We start from the raw sequence: 17,024 nt of genomic DNA, 5'->3' as shown, positions 1-17,024 counted from the left end.
CGAAACCGTTCGCGCTCCCCCACCGCACACGGCGATCATGGACCGCCGGGACGAGAGGGGGCATGCCATGCCGGACAGCCAGGAAGAGAGGCTTCCGAAGCCCGGACCGGTGGAGAGGGTCCGCGCGCTGGAGGCCGTGTACGCCCGCCGGGCGGCCCTGACCCCGTACGACCAGCTCCCGGAACCGCCGACCGCACGGCAGCTGCGCGACGCGACGGCCGCCGCCCTGGCCGCGCCCCGCAGCGGCTCGGACGCGCTCGCCGGGCTGCTGCTCGCCGCCGATCGCGACGGCGACCCGGCCGTGCTCGCCGAGGCGGAACGCCTCCTCGCGGACGCGGACGCCCGCCTGTGGACGGCGCTGGACACGGCGGTGCGCCGCGCCTGGGGCGGGGCACCGCACCGGTCCGCCGCGACGGCCAGGCGGCTGGCCGACGGCGTGTCCCCGCCCGTGGGTCTCGTGCTCGCCGCGTGCCACCCCAACGGCCATGTCCGCGAGACGGCCGTCGCGCGGCTGGCCGCGTCCACCGGCGCGCCGGGCCTGCCCGTACTGGCGCTGCGGGCGGCCGAATGGGTGCGTCCCGTGCGTGAACGCGCCCGGTCGGCGCTGGCCCGGCGGCTCGCCGCGCCCTCGGGGGATGTCGTGGTCGCGGTCGCGGGCGTCGCCCTCGCCCTGCGCGAGCGCGGCGAAGGCCGCTGGCTGGCCGACCGCGTGGAGGCCGTCCTGCGGGCGGGCCCGCCCGGCGTGCTGGAGGCCGCGCTCGTCGCGCCCGACACACGCATCCGCCGTGCGGCGTACGGCATCGCGCTCGATACCGGACAGCTGGCCCTTGCCGGGGCGCTGTGCGCGGCGCGGTACGACGCCGACCCGGTGATCCGCGTCCGGTGCGCCGAGGCCGCCGTCCGCGCCGCCGCCGCGGCCGGGACTCCCGGGCTCGTCCGGCCGCTGCTGTCCAGCGGCACGGCCGCCGTCCGCGCGGCGGCGGTGTGGGCTCAGGCGGTCGCGGGCGACCCCTCCCCCGCCGTGGCCGCGCTCGCCGACCGCAGTCCGATCGTGCGCGCCGTCGCGCAGGCCGCCGCGCGCCGCCACGGGACCGACCCGGCGACGCGCTACCGCATCCTCGCCGCCGCCCCCGGGCCGGCGCCGGGAGCCGTCGCCGGGCTCGGCGAGACGGGCAGCGCCGCCGACGCGGACCTGCTCCGCCCCTGGCTCGCCCACCCCCTGCCGCGCGGCCGGGCCGAGGCCGTCCGGGCACTGCGGCGCCTGGGCGCGGCCGACCCGGCTGTCCTCACAGGGCTGCTCACCGATCCGTCCGGGGCGGTCGTCCGCCAGGTCACCCGCGCCCTGCACCCCCACGCGTCCGGCGTCGACGCGGAGCACCTGCGGGACCTCCTCGCCTCGACGCGGCCGGGCCATGTCCGCACCGCCGCCTACCGGTTGCTGCGCGAGCGGGACACCGCGACCCGGCTGCTCACCGACCTGGGGCTCCTGACCGACCCCCTCCCCGCACTGCGCGCCCGCGCCAGGAACGACGTCAGGGAGTGGCTGGCGCACGACGCGGCGACGGCGTACGCGGCCCCGCCCCCGGCCGTCGCGGCGGCGCTCGCCGCGCGACTCCCGGACGCCGAGGCGGTGTTCGGTCCTGACGTGACGCGGCTGTTGCGTTTCCACCTCGGGATCGGGCGCGTCGGCGCGTAGTACTCCGGGAGTACGGCGGAAGATCCGCGGCGGCGCGGACGACCGCGAGGGCGGGGCGTTCATACGTTGCGGTGTGTGACCGATCTCCTGCCGTGGCGGCGTGCCGCCGTCCGTGATCCGTACTGGGACACGATCCGCTATGTGTCGGGGACGCTCGTCCTGTTCGGGCACCTCGTGGACCAACTGCACGACCGCGACGGCCTGGTGTGGCTGTATGTCGCGACGTGGCCGCTGCGGGTGCCCGTCCTCGCCATCGTCGCCGGGTACTTCAGCTCCGCCGCGCCGCTCACCCGGGAGGCGGTGCGGCGGCTGGCGTGGACGCTGGCGGTCCCCTACCTGGTCGCCGGGCTGCTGCACTCGGTGCAGCGGTGGTGGATGACCGGGCGCTGGTGGTTCCACGTGGACACGCCCGCGTGGGTGGCGTGGTTCCTGCTGTCGCTGCTGGTGTGGCGGCTCGCGCTGCCCTGGCTGGCGCGGCTGCGGTGGCCCGTGGCGTACGCGGTGGCGGCGGCGCTGGCGGCCGGGTACGCGGGCGGGATCGGCGGCTGGCTGGCGCTGTCGCGGACGCTGTGCTTCCTGCCGTTCTTCCTGGTGGGGTGGCAGCTCCGGCGGCGGGGGGCGGCGGCGCTGCGGCCGGGGGTGGCGTGGAGCGGACGGGCGGCCGTGGCGCTGCTGCTGGGCGTGGGCGTCGCGGGCTGGTACGCGCGGCAGGAAGTCCCCTACGCGTGGCTGCGGATGGAGGGCGCGTACGGCTCCGCCTGGGGGCCGTTGGCGCGTGCGGGCGTGCTGCTGGTGGGTGTCGCGGGCGCGCTGGCGCTGCTGCGGCTGATGCCCAGGAGGCGCGTACCGGTGGTGAGTTGGCTGGGGGCGGGCGGGATGTACGTGTACGTGCTGCATCCGCTCGTGCTGCGGCCGCTGCTGGAGTGGGGCGCCGTGGCGTGGGTGCGGTCGTGGCCGGAGCAGGCGGTGGTGCCGGTGATGGCGTGCGCGCTGTCGGCGGCGCTGGCGTCGCCGCCGGTGCGGCGGGCGGCGCGGTGGGTCGTGGCGCCGCGTGGCGGCGCCGCCGCCCGGGAGGGGGCGGCGGCGCGGCGGTGAGGGGGGCGGCGGGGCCGTCAGGCGTCGGTGCCGCCGGGACCGCCCGGCAGCAGCGACTGGTCCTCAGTCGTGTAGGTGCACCAGGTGTAGATGTAGTCCGGCTCGAAGACCTCGGTCTCGGCGAGCGTGCTGACGCCGGTTTCCGGGGCCCGGTGGAGGAAGTGGTAGGAGCCCGCCGGGAGTTCGAGGGTCGTGCTCGGGTAGTCGATGTCCTCGGCGCACGTTTCGTCGTCGTCGGTGACGCTCGGGTAGTAGTCGCACGAGGCGCAGGCGTCGATGGTCCTGCTGCCGGTCCGGGGGCCGGTCCACAGGAGTTCGAGCGGGTCGGGCGAGTCGTTGAAGATCTCGACCTCGATCGTGGCGCCGCCCGCGCCGGAGCCGGGCCGCGGCGGCAGGTCCTCGCCCGCGGCCGGCAGGTCGACGGCGATCTGGGCGGCGATCAGGACGTCCCCCGCGTAGTCCGCCTCCTCGTGGTCGGGTGCCACATCGAGAAGTTCGCGCAGCGTCTCCTCGGAGTCCGCGAAGTCGCCGTCGCGGAACTGCGCCGTGCCGCACGCCCACAGCCCGTCCGGCACCGGCTCCTCGCCCTCGGCCGCCATGCGCGGGAACTCCTCGCCCGGCAGTTCGGCGAACAGCGCGTTGTAGTCCCGCAGTTGCCCGAGCGAGCCGCACGGATCGTCGCCCTCGACGCCCTCGATCGCGGCGTTCCGCATGCCGCCCAGCTCGTCCGGCAGGCCGGTGGCGAACGGCGAGTCCGCGTGGTCGCGTAGCAGTTCGGTGAACGGGACCTCGGCGCCGTCGATGTCGCGCTGCGACGTGAGCCGCAGCCCGCAGCCGTGCAGCGGCTCCGGCAGGGCGTCGGTGGCGCGGGCGGACAGGCGCCGCGTCTCCGGGTCGTCGCCGGTGTCGTCCGGCAGGTCGCGGAAGAAGCGCAGCGGCGCGAGGGCCCGGCAGTGGTCGGTCTCCTCCGCCCCGTCCGCGCCGTCCGCCGGGGCGGTGGCGCGCTCGTACAGGGCGTCGAGGCGGTCGGGCACCTCGGCGGCGGCGTCGGTGTCCGGGTGCGCGTCGCGCACGCCCAGGTAGTCGGTGACGGCCGACCGGTAGCGGTCCTCCGACTCGCCGAACGGATCGGCGGCGGCCCGTTCGACCAGCTCGTCGGTCGCGGTCAGGCGGTCCTGGAGGTCGCTCTCCAGCGCGCGCCGCTGCGCGTCCCCGAAGAAGACGACGGCGCCCGCCGGGATCGCCAGCAGCAGCACCCCGGCGACGACCGGCGCGAGCAGCGGGCGGCGTTCGGGACCGGCCGGGCGCGCCAGCCGCCAGGCGTCGGCGGCGAGGAGCAGCACCCCGGCGGCGTACAGCGCGACCCACCGCCCGGACACGCCGTCGGCCGTCACCGGGAGGGCCATCGCGAGGAGGGCGGCGGTCAGCAGGAGGCTGGGCAGGACGTGCCACCAGCGGCGCAGGTAGAGGTGGCCGAGGCCGAGGCCGCTGAGGTTGAGCAGCGCGGCCGTGAGGGCGAGGCGCTGGTCGCGCGGCGGGCGCGGGGCGGCCGGTGGGGGCGGGGGCGGCGGCAGGTGGGCGCCGAAGCCGCCGCCGTACTCGACGGGGCCGATGCCGTGGCCGCCACCGGGCGGCGGGGGCGCGTACGGCGGGGGGCCGAAGGCGCCGGGGGGTGGGGCGTCGGCCGGTATCTCGGCGCGGGCCGCCGGGAGTTGGGCCGCCGGGAGTTGAGCCGTGGGCGGGGTCGCGGGGAGGGCGGCCGTCGGGGGTTCGGGCGGCGGGGGCGGCGGGTCGGGGAGACCGGCGTACCCGGCGCGCGGGTCCACCCGGGGCCGCGGGGGCGTGCCTTCACGCTCCTGCCCGGCGTCGCCTCCTGGCGCCTCGTCGTGGTCGGTCATCCGGGTCTCCTCGTCCGTTCGCCGGTCGGGGGACCCGCGTCCCCCGCACACACGGAAAAGCTGAGAGTAACGGTCGTGGGCACCGCTCCGCCACGCGGGGTGCCCGGGCGGTCACGCCCGGCCGCCGAGGACACGGGCGTACACCGAGCGGAGCGTGTCGAGGACGGCGTCGAGGGTGTACTCGTCCCTGACGAGGCGCCAGGCGGCGAGCGACGCGGCCTCCTGGGCGGCCGGTTCGAGCAGGTCGAGGACGGCGCGCCCGATCGCCCCGGGCGCGGGGACGACGCGCCCCGCGCCCGCGCGCGCGACGTCGGGCGCGAGCCCGGTGCCCTCCCGGATCACGACGGGCGTGCCGACGGACATCGCTTCGAGCACCGAGACGGAGAACGCGTCCTGGCTCGACGGGAGGACGAACACGTCGGCGGCGCGCAGCGCTTCGAGCACGGCGGGGCCGTCCAGCGCGCCGGGGTGGTGGAGTGCGGCGCGCACGCCGAGCCGGTCGGCGAGGGCCAGCGTGCCGTCCAGGGCGCCGGTGTCGGGTCCTGCGAGGACGAAGCGGGTGTCGGGGCGTTCGGCCAGGATCTCGGGCATGGCGCGCACGAAGTCCTCGGGGCGCTTGCCGGCTTGGACGCGTGCCAGGTACAGCACGGTGGGCGGGCCCGGCGGCCGGGGGCGGCGCGCCTGCGCGGGGACGCCGTTGACCAGCCGGTACTGCGGCGCGATGGGGCGGGGCGCGAGGACGGCGGCGGTCTCGTGGCGTTCGCGTTCGGTGAGGTGGAGCACGGCGTCGGCGCGGTGGAGGACGCGGCGTATGCCCAGCGCGTCCACCAGGCGGGCGACAGGTTTGTCGGTCGGGTCGATCATGCCGTGGGTCTGGAGGACCAGCGGGGTGCCCGCCTGGAGTGCGAGCAGGGCGATGGGGAGGGTGATGAGGTCCCGCATCAGGTGGACGTGCACGATGTCGGCGGAGCGGACGAACGACCAGGCGCGGGCGAGCAGTGCGGGCGATGTGATGCCGCTGACCTCGAAGCGCGGCAGCACGTGCCGGGCGGGGAACAGCCGTACGGGCACCCCGTCCACCCTGCGCGGCAGCGGCCCGGCGGGGAATCCGTCCCCCAGCGCGACGAGGACAGCGTGCTCGCCCCGGGCGTTCAACTCCCTGCACTGGTGGAACGCCACCCGCGTCGGGCCGCCGAACTCGTGCGTCGGTGTGTGCAATGTGACGACGTGCATGACCCGCATCCCGCGCGCCCCTCCCCCGGCCACCTGTGGTTGAACACTAGGGGATGACAGGTGGGCGGCGGGGGCGAACGGGCCGGGCTGCGTGGCGCGTTGGGGCGTCAGGACAGGATCAGGACGAGCGAGGCGGCCCCCATGACCGCGGCGGTGGCGGCGTGGATGCCGTACGCCGCGGCCTTGGGGCCCTTCGCGCCGAGGACGACGCCCGCGTCCCCCCACGCGGTGAAGGTCGAGGCGAGCGTCAGCCAGCCGAGGAGGACGTCGTCGCCGTGGAGCAGTCCGACGAGGAGGACGAGGCCCGAGGTGATGTCGCGGACGCCCTTGATGTTCGCCCAGGGCCGGGGGGCGCCGTACGCGGCGGGCAGGCCGAAGTCCGTGCCGGCGCGCTCCGGCTGGACGAGGAAACGTATGCCGATGCCGATGATCCCGACGGCGACGACGGCGACGAGGACGAGGGAGATGGTGGTGAGCACGGTGGTTCCTCAGGGTCCGGGGCTGACATGACGGTGCACTGTCGGCGACAGGTGACTTAGCGCCGCTAGCGAACGAGGGAGACGCTAGCACTAGCGGGACAAGCCTGTCTAGCGCTGCTAGGGTCGAGAGCATGACCACCAGCACACGCCGCGCCCGGGAGCGCGCACAGCGTCATCAGCTGATCATCACGGCCGCCCGCGAACTGGCCGAGACCGAGGGCTGGGAGGCCGTCACGACCCGGCGGCTCGCGGAACGTGTCGAGTACAGCCAGCCCGTCCTCTACAGCCACTTCGGCGGCAAGGAGGGGATCGTCCGCGCCGTCGCCCTGGAGGGGTTCACGGAGCTGGCCGCCACGCTCCGGCGCGCCGGGGAGGCCGTCCCCGGCGGGGGCCCCGCGCCCGTCACCCGGGCGCTGCGGGCGGTGGGGGGCGCGTACTGGGAGTTCGCCGTCCGGCACCCGGCGCTGTACCAGGCCATGTTCGTCATGCCCACGGACCTGGTGTTCGGCCACGAGGAGACGCCGCCGCCGCTGCGCGACTGCTTCGACGCGTTCACGGCCGTGTTCGCCCCGGCGGACCCGCGGCGGGCGGCACTGGCCGAGGCGGCGTGGGCGTCGCTGCACGGCCTGACGGTGCTGGCGGCGGGCGGCAGGACGCCCGTGGCGTACCAGGCCGAACGGATCGACCTGCTGGTGACGCGGCTCACCGGCGGCACCTGACCGGCGCCGGACACGGCGGCTGCCGGGCCCCTCGCAGGGGGCCCGGCAGCCACTGATCGGACGGACCGGCCGGACCGGCGGATCACCCCCGGAGGGGGGCGCGCCCCGTCACAGGTCCTCCGCGTCCGGGTCGCCCGCCGTGTCGACGTCCGTGTCCTCGTCGATGTCGGCGATGTGCATCGCCGCCTCCTCCGCCCCGGCCGCGCCGCCGTCGATGCCGACGTCCAGCGCCGTCACGTCGTCGGGCCGCACGGGACGCGCCCCCTCGGGCGCCGAGTCGAAGCCCGAGTTGGCCGCCGGGTCCATGTCGGAGGCGACGAGGCGGCCCGAGCGGTCCTCGCCCGCCTCGCCGTCCGCCACCGGCTCGCCCCAGGCGTCCGGCTGGTCCCCGATGCCGTCCCCCGGCGGGGGCTGGACGTCGGGGACCTCCTCGGACAGCCGCTGGTCCAGCGTCTCGCCGTCCTCCTGCTCGCGGGCGGTCAGGCCGTGGCCCGTCACCGCGAGGGGCTTCTCGGGCGGCGAGTAGCCCTCGTCGAGCACCTCGTCGAGGCCGGGCTCGTCCAGGGAGTTCTCCAGGTCACCGGTGTAGGTGGGGTCGTCCCGGTCGGTGCTCTCGGTCGGCTGGTACACGTCGTCGCCCATCGGGTCGGACATGGCGGCCTCCTCGGTGTGTCGCGGTCGTTCCGGTGGGCGGGTACCCGCTCAGCCGTTCTTCCTCGCATGCTCGGGGAAACGGGCCTCCACCCGGCCGTCGACCACCCGCGTCTCGAACACCGGCTGCGGCGCGGTCGCGGGACCCCGCACGTTCCACCCGTCGTCCAGCCGGAACGTGCTGCCGTGCCAGGGGCAGACCACGCAGCCCTCCGCGACCTCGCCCTCGGACAGCGGGCCCGCCATGTGCGAGCAGCGGTCCGCCAGGACGCGTACGGGGCCGCCCGCCTCGCGCACCACCATCACCGCGATGTCGCCCACCTCCGCCTTCACGGCCCGGCCGACCGGCAGGTCGGACAGCATGGCGATGGCGTGCCACTCGGAGTCGGCCAGCGCGGGGACCTGCTCGGCGTGGTTCGCGCCGGAGGCCTGCCGGTAGGCGAGGTGCCCGCCCAGCGCGCCGCCGACGGAGACGAGCGCCAGGCCCGCGAAGCCGTACGCCTTGCCCGCCATGCGGCGGCCGCGCAGCCGCTTCCACAGGGACGTCGTATACAGCGCGAGCGCGCCCGTGTTGGCGAGCGCGTGGACGAGGCCGACGCGCATCTGCGGCTTGCGCAGGTCGGCCCAGTCGGTCCAGCCCGTCAGCGCGGCGGGCGCGGCGGCGGCCGTGCCGAGCGCGATCAGCAGCCACGCGCCGCGCCGCGTGCCCTTGCCCGGCAGCATGTCGAGGACGGCGGCGGAGGTCCACGTCCCCATGGGCAGCTGCACGAGCACGGGGTGCGCGGGGTGCCCCAGCGGCTTGCCGTGGAGGATGTCCCGCAGGTCGGCGGGCATGGTGTGGACGGCGCGCCGCAGCGGGCCGAGCAGCGGGTCGGCGGCGGTGGACGCCTCGATGCGGTCCACGGCCGCCAGGACGCGCCCGGGGCGGTCGGGCTCGGGCAGCAGGGAGCGGAACGTCGCCGCGACATCTGGGATCTTGTCCGAAAAGGCCATGCCTCCCGGTTCCACATCCACCCGATCCGAAACGGGCCCGGTGCCGCGAATCGCCCGAAAGGCGCCCGTACGGACGCGCGGGAGGCGGCGCCCCTGGGTGGGGCGCCGCCTCGTTCCGGCGTCCGGGTCTACGGCGTGCTGACGCCCGGTCCGGTGAAGGTGTAGCTGTCCAGGTCGAGGATCGCGCCCGAGCCGCCGGTGAAGACGACGTACAGGTCGCGCGGCGCGTCGTCGGCGTTCGTCACCGGGACGTCGATCTGGGCGTAGCTCTCCCAGCCGCCGGTGTTGGGGACGGTCACGCGGGCGACGACCGGGCCTGTCGTCGAGTCGTAGCGGAACGTGGCGACGTTCCCCGCCTTGTCGGACGAGACGCGGGCGGACAGGCCCGTGACGCCCTGGAGGCTCACCTGGTGGTAGCGGACCCACTCGCCGTTCTGCACGTCGCCGAGCCGCCGGCCGCCCTCCGCGCCGGACGCGGTGATGATCTGCGGGCCCGACAGCTGCTCGAAGTGCTCGGCCTGCCAGCGCTTGGGCCACAGGGTCAGCTCGGTCTCGCCGGTCAGGGGCGCGCTGCCCGGCGCGCCCTCGTCGGCGTAGGAGGCGCGGATCACGTAGAACTGCGTCGCGTCGAGCCCCGAGTGGATCGGGCCGGTGTCGAACGTGGTGGAGCAGCCGTCGCCCTGGGCGACCTCGTGCGCGTGCTCCTGGTGGCCGAGCGCGACGCGGACGACGACGTCGGAGCAGTCGATGGGCCCGTCCTGCGGGTCGGTGGCCGACGCGGTGACGGTGACGTTCTCCTCCCACTCGTAGACGCCGCCCGCCGGTGGGGCGGAGAGAGTGAGGGCGGGTCGGTCGTTGCCGACGACGACCGGGACGGTGGCGGTGCCGGTGCGGCCCGTGCCGTCGCTGACCGTCAGGCGGGCCTGGAAGCTGCCGTTGCCCGTGTAGGTGAACGAGGGGTTCGCCGCCGTCGAGTCGGTGGTGCCGTCGTCGGTGAAGTCCCAGGCGTAGCTGAGGGGATCGCCGTCCGGGTCGCTGCTGCCCGCGCTGGAGAAGCGGACGGTCAGGGGCGCGAGGCCGTTGTCGCGGTCCACCGAGGCGAGCGCGGTGGGGGTGCGGCCGCCCTGCACGTAGTTGATCTTGTAGAGGCCGGCGTCCTCGGCGCCGGAGAAGTAGCCGCTGCCGTACTCCAACAGGTAGAGCGAACCGTCGGGGCCGAACTCCATGTCGATGGGGTGGACGAGGTTCATCCCGGCGAGGACGGACTCGATGGCGGTCGGGGCGCCGTTCACCGGGTCGCCGCCCTCGAACTGCACCTCCTTGATCCAGTTGCGGCAGTACTCGGAGATCAGCAGCGTGTTGTCGTAGTACGCGGGCCACTTGACGTCGGAGGCGAGGTCGGGGTCGTAGTGGTAGACCTCGGCGTGGTTCGGGGAGCCGCAGCCGCCGGGGCTGTCGAGTTCGGGCCACTCGACGCTGCCGCCGTGCTGCTCCCACACCAGCGCGCCCTGGGTGGGCGGGAGTTGCTGGAGGCCGGTGTTGTTCGGCGAGTTGTTGACCGGGCCCGTGGAGCCGCCGCAGGGGAACCAGCCGCGCGGCTGGTTGGCGGCGAAGTCCCAGTCGTTGTACGCGGTGTTGGGGCCGCCGCAGTAGGGCCAGCCGAAGTTGCCGGGGCCGGTGGCGCGGTTGAACTCGTCGTACGCGGCCGGGCCGCGCGCCGGGATGGTGGCGCCCGCGTCGGGGCCGACCTCGCCCCAGTACAGGGTGTCGTCGGCCTGCTCGTCCACGAAGATGCGGTACGGGTTGCGCAGGCCCATCACGTAGATCTCGGGGCGGGTGTTCGCTGTGCCCGGCGCGAAGAGGTTGCCGGACGGGATGGTGTAGGTGCCGTTGTCCTCGGGGTGGATGCGGTTGATCTTGCCGCGCAGGTCGTTGGTGTTGCCGGACGTGCGCTGGGCGTCGTACTGCGGGTGGCGGCCGGGGCGTTCGTCGATGGGCGCCATGCCCTGCGCGTCACCGCCGGAGTTGGTGTTGTCGCCGACCGCGAAGTAGAGGTTGCCGTCGCTGTCCCAGTCCATCGACCCGGCGGAGTGGCAGCACAGGTCGCGCTCGGTCGGCCACTCGATGATCATGTCCTCGCTGGAGCGGGCGATCGTGTTGGTGGCGTCGTCGAACGTGAAGCGGGAGATGCGGTTCACCAGCGGCGTCGAGGCGGGCGAGTAGAAGAGGAACACCCAGCCGTTCGCCTCGAAGTCCGGGTGCAGCGTGATGCCGATCAGGCCGTCCTCGAAGCGCGCGTCGAGCGGCAGGGTGAGCGCGACGGTGGTCGAGCGCGTGGCCGGGTCGTACACCCGGACCTGGCCGCCGGCGGCGCTGGTGCCGCGGTTGATGTAGAGGACCTTCTGGTCGGGTGTGACGGCGAGTTCGATGGGCTCGCCCATGCCGAGGCCGCCGTCGAGGCGTACCTTCTCGAAGGCGCTGGCCGGGGGCGGCGCGGCGGGGGCGGGGTCCGCCTGCGGGGCGGCGCCCGAGGCGCTGGGCGCGAGGAGCAGGGCGGACAGGGTCAGCAGTGCGGTGAGCAGTGCCAGGGCGCGCGAGAGCACGGCACCTCCAAGGGCCGGTCGCGGGTGGGGGGTCGGGGTCGTGCCGGTGTCTCAGTGGCCGAACACGTTGAGGTCCCAGAGGGAGTAGCCCCACTGGGTGGCCCGCTGGGTGCCGGTGACGCGCACGTGGCGGGCCTCGGCCGTCACGGCGATGTCGTCGAGGCCGCCGTCGCCCGAGGTGGTGGCGTACGCCTCGTCCCAGGTGACGCCGTCCACCGAGGTCTCGACGCTGTACGAACGGGCGTGCGCCGTCTCCCAGTTGAGCCGTACGCGTTCCAGCGTGCGCACCGAGCCGAGGTCCACGGCGATGGACTGCGGGTCGGCGTACGCGCTGCCCCAGCGGGTGGCCGGGTCGCCGTCCACGGCGTTGGCGCCTGTGTGGCCGCTGCCCGGTTCGACGCTGGAGACGGTGACGGGGCGGTTCCTGGCCAGGTCGGTGACCGGGGTGTCGCCGTCCTGGCGGATGCGGATGTTGCGGTAGTTGATGTCCATGCCGTCGCCGTCGTTCTGGACGCCGATGTGGCCGAGCGCGATGTCGCGGGTGCTGGTGTACGCGTTCACCTGGACGCCGTTGAGGTAGACCTCGACGTCGCGGCCGCGGACCGTGATCTCGTAACTGTTCCAGCTGCCCGGCGGGTTGAGCGCGGCGTCGCGGACGGCCGGGTCGGGCGCGGAGAAGCTGTAGACGCTGCCGGTGGTGCGGGACGGGTCGGCGTCGGTGGCGTCGATCTGGATCTCGTGGCCCTGGTCCACCGGCCCCCAGGGGTCGCCCTGCGGGTCGGGGAAGCCGATGAAGACGCCGCCGTTGTCGTCGCCCGGCATCATCCAGTCGACCTTCAGCGAGTAGTCGGAGAACGGCGTCACCGGGTACCACAGCAGCCCCATGCCGCCGAACGACGTCAGCGTGCCGTCCGCCAGCGTGAACCCGCCGGGGCCCGCCTGCTCCCAGGCGTCGAGGCTGGCCTGCGTGCCGTCGAAGAGGGCCGTGTAGCCGTTCTCCGGGCGGCAGTCGGCGGGGCTGGCGCCGGACGCGATGCGGATGCCGCCGAGCAGCATGGCGGTGAACGCCGGGTCGGCGTACGACTCCTCGGTGTGGCCGAGGCCGGTGTACCAGGCGCGGCCGCCCGCGTAGTCGTGGCACCAGGTGATGGGGTGGTCCTCGCCCATGGCGCCGCCGTCGTACGTGGACTCGTCCAGGCTGGCCAGGACCTTCACGTCCGCGCGGGGGTTGGTGCGGTAGTCGTACCACTCGTCGGTGCGGGTCCAGCGCTCCGGCAGGTGCTGTGTCGAGGCGTTGGCGCGGTCCTCGACGTGGACGGTCGCCTCCTGCGTCGCCGGGTGGGAGGCGAAGTACGCGCCGACGAGGCCGCCGTACCAGGGCCAGTCGTACTCGGTGTCGGCGGCGGCGTGGACGCCGACGTAGCCGCCGCCGTCCGCGATGTACGCCTCGAACGCGGCCTGTTGGGCGCTGTCCAGGACGTCGCCCGTGGTGGAGAGCCACACGACGGCCTGGTAGCGGGCGAGGTTGGCGGTGGTGAAGGCGGCGGGGTCCTCGGTGGCGGTGACGGCGAACCCGTTCTCGTCACCCAGCTGTTCGATGGCGGCGACCCCGGCCTCGATGGACGAGTGCCGGAAACCGGTGGTCCTGGAGAACACCAGGACATCGGTCGGCTCGGCTTCGGCCTCCGGCGCCGGGGCGGGCGCGGGGGCGGCCGTGGCGGTGAGCGTGCCGCCGAGGGCCAGCGCCGCCCCGAGCAGGGCGGCGGACAACTTCCTGGATCGTCTGTGCACGTGCGTCCTCCGTGGCTTGCACAGGCGCGCGCCGCCGCACCGGGTGGGGGGAAGACCGGACGCGGGCCGAGGAGCGTGAGGGGGAGGCCGTGCGCCGGACGTCGAGCGGATACAGCAGGAAGGTAGCGGCGTTCGACCGGACTGGACACCCGTCCGGACGAAACTGGTCGCACATTGTCCCCGGACCGGACAAAGGACGTACCCCTGTCCCTCGGCTACGGTAGGTCCCGACGCATCACCGGAGAGCACGCGCGCGAGCCATGGGGGGATCGCCATGCCATCACCGCGGGAGCCCGACCTGTCCGTCCAGGAGGCGGAGCTGGCGCCCATCAGGGAGGACGCGGACCGGCTCGGCCGGATCGCCACCGAGGGCGGCCGGGCGGCGGGCAGCACGTACGACGCCGTCGCCGACCTGCGCGCCGCCGGACTCGCCAGCGGCGACGCGCTGCACCACGCCATGTGGCGCTTCACGCAGCAGTCGCTCGCCCTCTCGCGCGACTGCGACCGCATCGCCGGACACCTGACGACCACCGTCGCGTCGCACGCCGGCCTCGAAGGGGACGTCGTCACCGGCCTCAACTCCGCCATCACGGCGCTGTGAGGGACGGCATGGCGACCTACGAGCAGCTCTACAGCATGGCGTTCGGGAACCTGGACGCGGCCGTCACCGACTGGCAGCGCACGACCGAGGACCTGGACACCCTCGCCGAGGAGGCCCGCGACGGGCTGCGCGCCAAGACGGCGGAGGCGGACTGGGCCGGGCTGAACGCGGACGTCTCACGCCAGTTCGTCTACACGACGGTGACACAGTTCGCGTACGCCCACGGCCAGGCCCGCGCGATCCACGCCATCCTGCGCGACCTCCGCGACGAACAGCTCACCTGCCAGAGGTAGTTGCACGAACTGGAGGCGGGCGCGGCGGCGGAGGGCGTGTACATCCAGGGCAACGGCACGGTGATCCCGCGCCAGGACGGCCCGTACAGCACCGAGCACCTGGAGGGGGCCGGCGGGCGGCAGACCCTGCTCGGCGCGGACGGGCCGACGGCGGCCGCCGTCGAGGCGATGACCGCCCGTATCGCGGAGGTCCTGGGCAGGTCGGAGGACGCCGACACCACGGCGGCCCGCGCGCTGCGCGAGATCGTCGGCGAGGACCGCGACACGTTCCAGCCCGCCGGGCCCGTGGGCATGGAGAACGCGGAGCAACGCCAGGGCGAGGCCGACGCGCGCGAGGCGCTGCGCCTCATCGAGTCCGGCGACTACGAGACGCCGGAGGGCGCCGCCCGTCTGAACGACCTCCTCGAAACCCACCGCGACAACGAGCACTTCGCCGTCGACCTCGCCACCGGCCTCGGCGCCGAGGGCACGCTGTCCTTCTGGGCGGACGCCCGGATCACCGACCACACCGACGGCACACCGCCGAGCGACGCGTACACGCGCACCATCCGCGAGATGCGGGAGAACCTCGGCATCACTTTGGGAACCGCCACCCGCGCCGACGACCCCCGGATGGCGGAGTGGGAGGAGCGGATCGTCGCCCTGGGCCTCCACGACATGGCGCCGGCCGACCAGGCCCATCCCCTCTACGGCTTCCAGGCCATGAGCGACCTGATGCACCACGGCGACTACGACGACGGCTTCCTCACCACGTACGGCGACGCGCTCCTCGAAACCGACCGCAACCTCGCCGACGGCACCGACTTCTGGGTACCGGACGCCCGTACGCACTTCGTGGGCGACGACTTCAGGTCCGACCCCATGACCGGCTTCCTGACCGGCCTCAGCGCCAGCCCCGACGCGGCGACGGCGTTCTTCACGGCCGAGGAGGAGAACGACCACGCCACCTACCTGATCAGGGAGCGCCACTACCCCGACACGGCCGGCGAGGTCACCGACAACCGCGAACGCATCGCCCTCGGCGCCCTCGGCGACGCGCTGTACGCCGGAGCGACCGGCATGGACCCGAACGACCCCACGGCGGAACGCGGCGACCACACCCCCGGCCAGGAGGCGGTCCTCCACCACGTACTGGAGGTCGAATCCGGCGCGAAGAACGACCTCCCCCCAGAACTCCGCGAACCCACCGCCCGCCTCCTCGGCGACTACCGCACGGAGGTCTTCGAGACGGCCCGCAACCCGGCGGGCAGCGGCCTCCCCTTGGACGCCGAACACCTCGCCGTGGTGACAGCCCAGATCTCCCGGACCCCCGAGGCGTACGAGACACTCCAGGGGGCGATGGCGGTCGAATTCATGGAACGCATCCACGCCGACACCTCAGGCGACCCCAGCCGCGTCCTCGACGACATCGGCTGGGCAGCGGGCTTCCTCGACCAGGGCCGCTTCGCAGCCCCGGAGATCGACAAGGCCAACTCCTCCTGGGCAGGCCAGCAGGCCTACGACATCGGCGGCTACCTGATCGGCGACATCCCCTGGATCGGATCCAGCCTCCAATCCGGCCTGGACCAACTCCTCGGCGCTTGGACACAACACCAGGAACAGACCATCGGCAATGGGCTGCAAGATTCTCGGAGTGATTACTACGGCACGAGCAACCAATATCTCAACGGGTTGGCGGACCAGTGGATGCGTCTGAATCCTGACCCGCTGGGCGCCGAGGATGACGTGTGGCAGACAGAGACCCAGCAGGTGGTGCGTGATGGTGCCCGGCGTTCGGACGACGAGGCCCGGCGGTTGTTGATCGCCGCAGGCCTCATCACGGAAGATTGAGATGGACTTGAAGAAGGCTGCGATCTGCGCCCTGGGAGCCGTCATCCTGGGATTGGCCGTGTTGCTGGCGGTCAATTGGTTTAGGGACGCGGATTCTTATGCTCTCCCGGAAGACATGTGCGGGGTCATCGCACCGGCGTCTCTCGAACCACTCCTCCCTGACGGTGATGAGATCGAGATGCGGAACGCAGACGTCTCCAGTGCCGCCAATGTTCTTCAGGAGTGCCAATTCATCGTCGACCATGACGGCGCGCTGACCACCGTGGTCATGGAGTGGAACGGCGACGAGAGCGTTGTGGAGAGGTACAACGAGACTCCGGCAGCCTATGGGTTCGTAGGCTCCGAGACGACTCTCGCCAACGAACTCGCGGTGGTCGGGAGTGATGGCTCCCTCGTACAGGTGGCTTGTCCGGGACGCGGGGAGAACGTCACCATCCAGATCAACGTGCTCTACCACGCAGCGGGTACGCATGGCCAGGACGAGGACAGGCGCAACGTCGAGACGTTTACCAAGGAACTCATTCCGCTGTACAGCAACGAGTACGGCTGCGGATGAGCGGCTCCCACCACGTCTTCCGACAGGCGACGACGTGGGTGCCGATTTCCCTAGCGCTCGCCGTTTGCACGATTGCAACGGGAGTTCTTCTGCTGTGGTTTGACGACAGTTCCGCGCCGCCGGATGATGTTTGCGGCACGGCAGTGCCGTCATCGAGTCTTGACCCATTACTCCCGGATGGTGGTGCGGTGACGCAGGAAGCGGGAGAGCTTTTCGAGAACGTCGTCTCCGTATGTTACGTGGATATCGACGGTGATCCGGGAGTCGATATCGAAGTCCGTTCTGTCTCGCCGGAGACCGATCTTCAGCACACGTATGAGGCCGCCCCCGGCGCTTACGGACTCGAACTTTCCCCGAGCGAGGGACAGATAGGAGACGCTTCCGCCGTCCTGGGACCGGCAGGCGCTCTCGTACTCACGTCCTGCCCGGCCGCTGGTGGGGACAGTGCCCTGTTGGTGAACGTCAGAACCTACCGGGAACGAGAAGGGGACGTGGACGAACAGCGGCGAGCGCTTGCGATGTTCACCGCACAGTTCCTCAACTCTTATGTTGACGAACGCTGTTGACACGCGCTCGCGGGGGAGTG

General features: G+C 73.5%; 15 protein-coding genes. 8 read left to right on the top strand and 7 right to left on the bottom strand.

Translation table 11 applies throughout. The features are described from left to right. The first annotated feature begins 109 nt into the window (after positions 1–109). Both ACIBPC_RS04825 and ACIBPC_RS04820 read left to right on the top strand, forming a co-directional pair. Positions 110–1,696, top strand: a complete 1,587-nt coding sequence (locus ACIBPC_RS04825) for a hypothetical protein (RefSeq protein WP_398841309.1) — start codon at positions 110–112, stop codon at positions 1,694–1,696. A gap of 75 nt (positions 1,697–1,771) precedes the next feature. Further along, the gene (locus ACIBPC_RS04820; RefSeq protein ID WP_398841307.1) at positions 1,772–2,791 is read left to right on the top strand and encodes an acyltransferase family protein; all 1,020 of its coding nucleotides are present in this window, start codon (positions 1,772–1,774) and stop codon (positions 2,789–2,791) included. Positions 2,792–2,808: 17 nt separating this feature from the next. Here the strand turns inward: ACIBPC_RS04820 and ACIBPC_RS04815 are convergent, their stop codons facing one another. The 3 genes from ACIBPC_RS04815 to ACIBPC_RS04805 all read right to left on the bottom strand — a co-directional run bounded on the left by ACIBPC_RS04815 (position 2,809) and on the right by ACIBPC_RS04805 (position 6,401). After that, positions 2,809–4,689, bottom strand: coding sequence for a hypothetical protein (locus ACIBPC_RS04815; RefSeq protein WP_398841305.1), 1,881 nt, complete (start codon positions 4,687–4,689; stop codon positions 2,809–2,811). 111 nt (positions 4,690–4,800) lie between these two features. Beyond that, positions 4,801–5,931 (bottom strand): glycosyltransferase, encoded by a 1,131-nt coding sequence (locus tag ACIBPC_RS04810; RefSeq protein ID WP_398841302.1) that lies wholly within the window; start codon positions 5,929–5,931, stop codon positions 4,801–4,803. A gap of 98 nt (positions 5,932–6,029) precedes the next feature. After that, a complete protein-coding gene (locus ACIBPC_RS04805; RefSeq protein ID WP_362962799.1) occupies positions 6,030–6,401 on the bottom strand; it encodes a DUF4267 domain-containing protein in 372 nt (123 codons plus the stop codon). Between the two features lie 131 nt (positions 6,402–6,532). Between ACIBPC_RS04805 and ACIBPC_RS04800 the strand changes: the two genes are divergently transcribed. Further along, positions 6,533–7,120 carry a TetR/AcrR family transcriptional regulator gene (locus ACIBPC_RS04800; protein ID WP_398841301.1) on the top strand — a complete coding sequence of 196 codons (588 nt, stop codon included), beginning with the start codon at positions 6,533–6,535 and terminating at the stop codon, positions 7,118–7,120. 108 nt (positions 7,121–7,228) lie between these two features. Here ACIBPC_RS04800 and ACIBPC_RS04795 read toward each other — a convergent pair whose 3' ends face one another. From ACIBPC_RS04795 to ACIBPC_RS04780, 4 genes are all read right to left on the bottom strand, one after another. Continuing rightward, entirely contained in the window at positions 7,229–7,774 is a 546-nt protein-coding gene (locus tag ACIBPC_RS04795; RefSeq protein WP_398841300.1) for a DUF5709 domain-containing protein, read from the bottom strand. Positions 7,775–7,822: 48 nt separating this feature from the next. Continuing rightward, positions 7,823–8,764, bottom strand: coding sequence for a Rieske (2Fe-2S) protein (locus tag ACIBPC_RS04790; RefSeq protein WP_362962793.1), 942 nt, complete (start codon positions 8,762–8,764; stop codon positions 7,823–7,825). A 128-nt stretch (positions 8,765–8,892) separates the two neighbouring features. Further along, positions 8,893–11,367, bottom strand: coding sequence for a PQQ-dependent sugar dehydrogenase (locus ACIBPC_RS04785; RefSeq protein WP_362962791.1), 2,475 nt, complete (start codon positions 11,365–11,367; stop codon positions 8,893–8,895). Positions 11,368–11,418: 51 nt separating this feature from the next. Further along, entirely contained in the window at positions 11,419–13,158 is a 1,740-nt protein-coding gene (locus ACIBPC_RS04780; RefSeq protein ID WP_398841298.1) for a ThuA domain-containing protein, read from the bottom strand. 274 nt (positions 13,159–13,432) lie between these two features. Between ACIBPC_RS04780 and ACIBPC_RS04775 the strand changes: the two genes are divergently transcribed. From ACIBPC_RS04775 to ACIBPC_RS04755, 5 genes are read left to right on the top strand one after another with little or no spacing between them, the layout of a single operon-like run. After that, the gene (locus tag ACIBPC_RS04775) at positions 13,433–13,759 is read left to right on the top strand and encodes a hypothetical protein (protein WP_362962789.1); all 327 of its coding nucleotides are present in this window, start codon (positions 13,433–13,435) and stop codon (positions 13,757–13,759) included. 8 nt (positions 13,760–13,767) lie between these two features. Then, positions 13,768–14,052, top strand: a complete 285-nt coding sequence (locus tag ACIBPC_RS04770) for a hypothetical protein (protein ID WP_398841297.1) — start codon at positions 13,768–13,770, stop codon at positions 14,050–14,052. Next, positions 14,053–15,882 (top strand): hypothetical protein, encoded by a 1,830-nt coding sequence (locus ACIBPC_RS04765; protein WP_398841295.1) that lies wholly within the window; start codon positions 14,053–14,055, stop codon positions 15,880–15,882. 1 nt (position 15,883) lies between these two features. After that, the gene (locus ACIBPC_RS04760; protein ID WP_398841294.1) at positions 15,884–16,438 is read left to right on the top strand and encodes a hypothetical protein; all 555 of its coding nucleotides are present in this window, start codon (positions 15,884–15,886) and stop codon (positions 16,436–16,438) included. Beyond that, positions 16,435–17,004, top strand: a complete 570-nt coding sequence (locus ACIBPC_RS04755) for a hypothetical protein (RefSeq protein WP_398841292.1) — start codon at positions 16,435–16,437, stop codon at positions 17,002–17,004. Before ACIBPC_RS04760 ends, ACIBPC_RS04755 begins: the two co-directional genes overlap by 4 nt. Positions 17,005–17,024 lie beyond the last annotated feature (20 nt).

The sequence above is a fragment of the Streptomyces sp. NPDC049879 genome (assembly GCF_044461265.1).
Classification (GTDB): domain Bacteria; phylum Actinomycetota; class Actinomycetes; order Streptomycetales; family Streptomycetaceae; genus Streptomyces.
The sequence above is the reverse complement of the archived record's forward strand: the minus strand, read 5'-3'. Positions and strand labels throughout refer to the sequence as shown.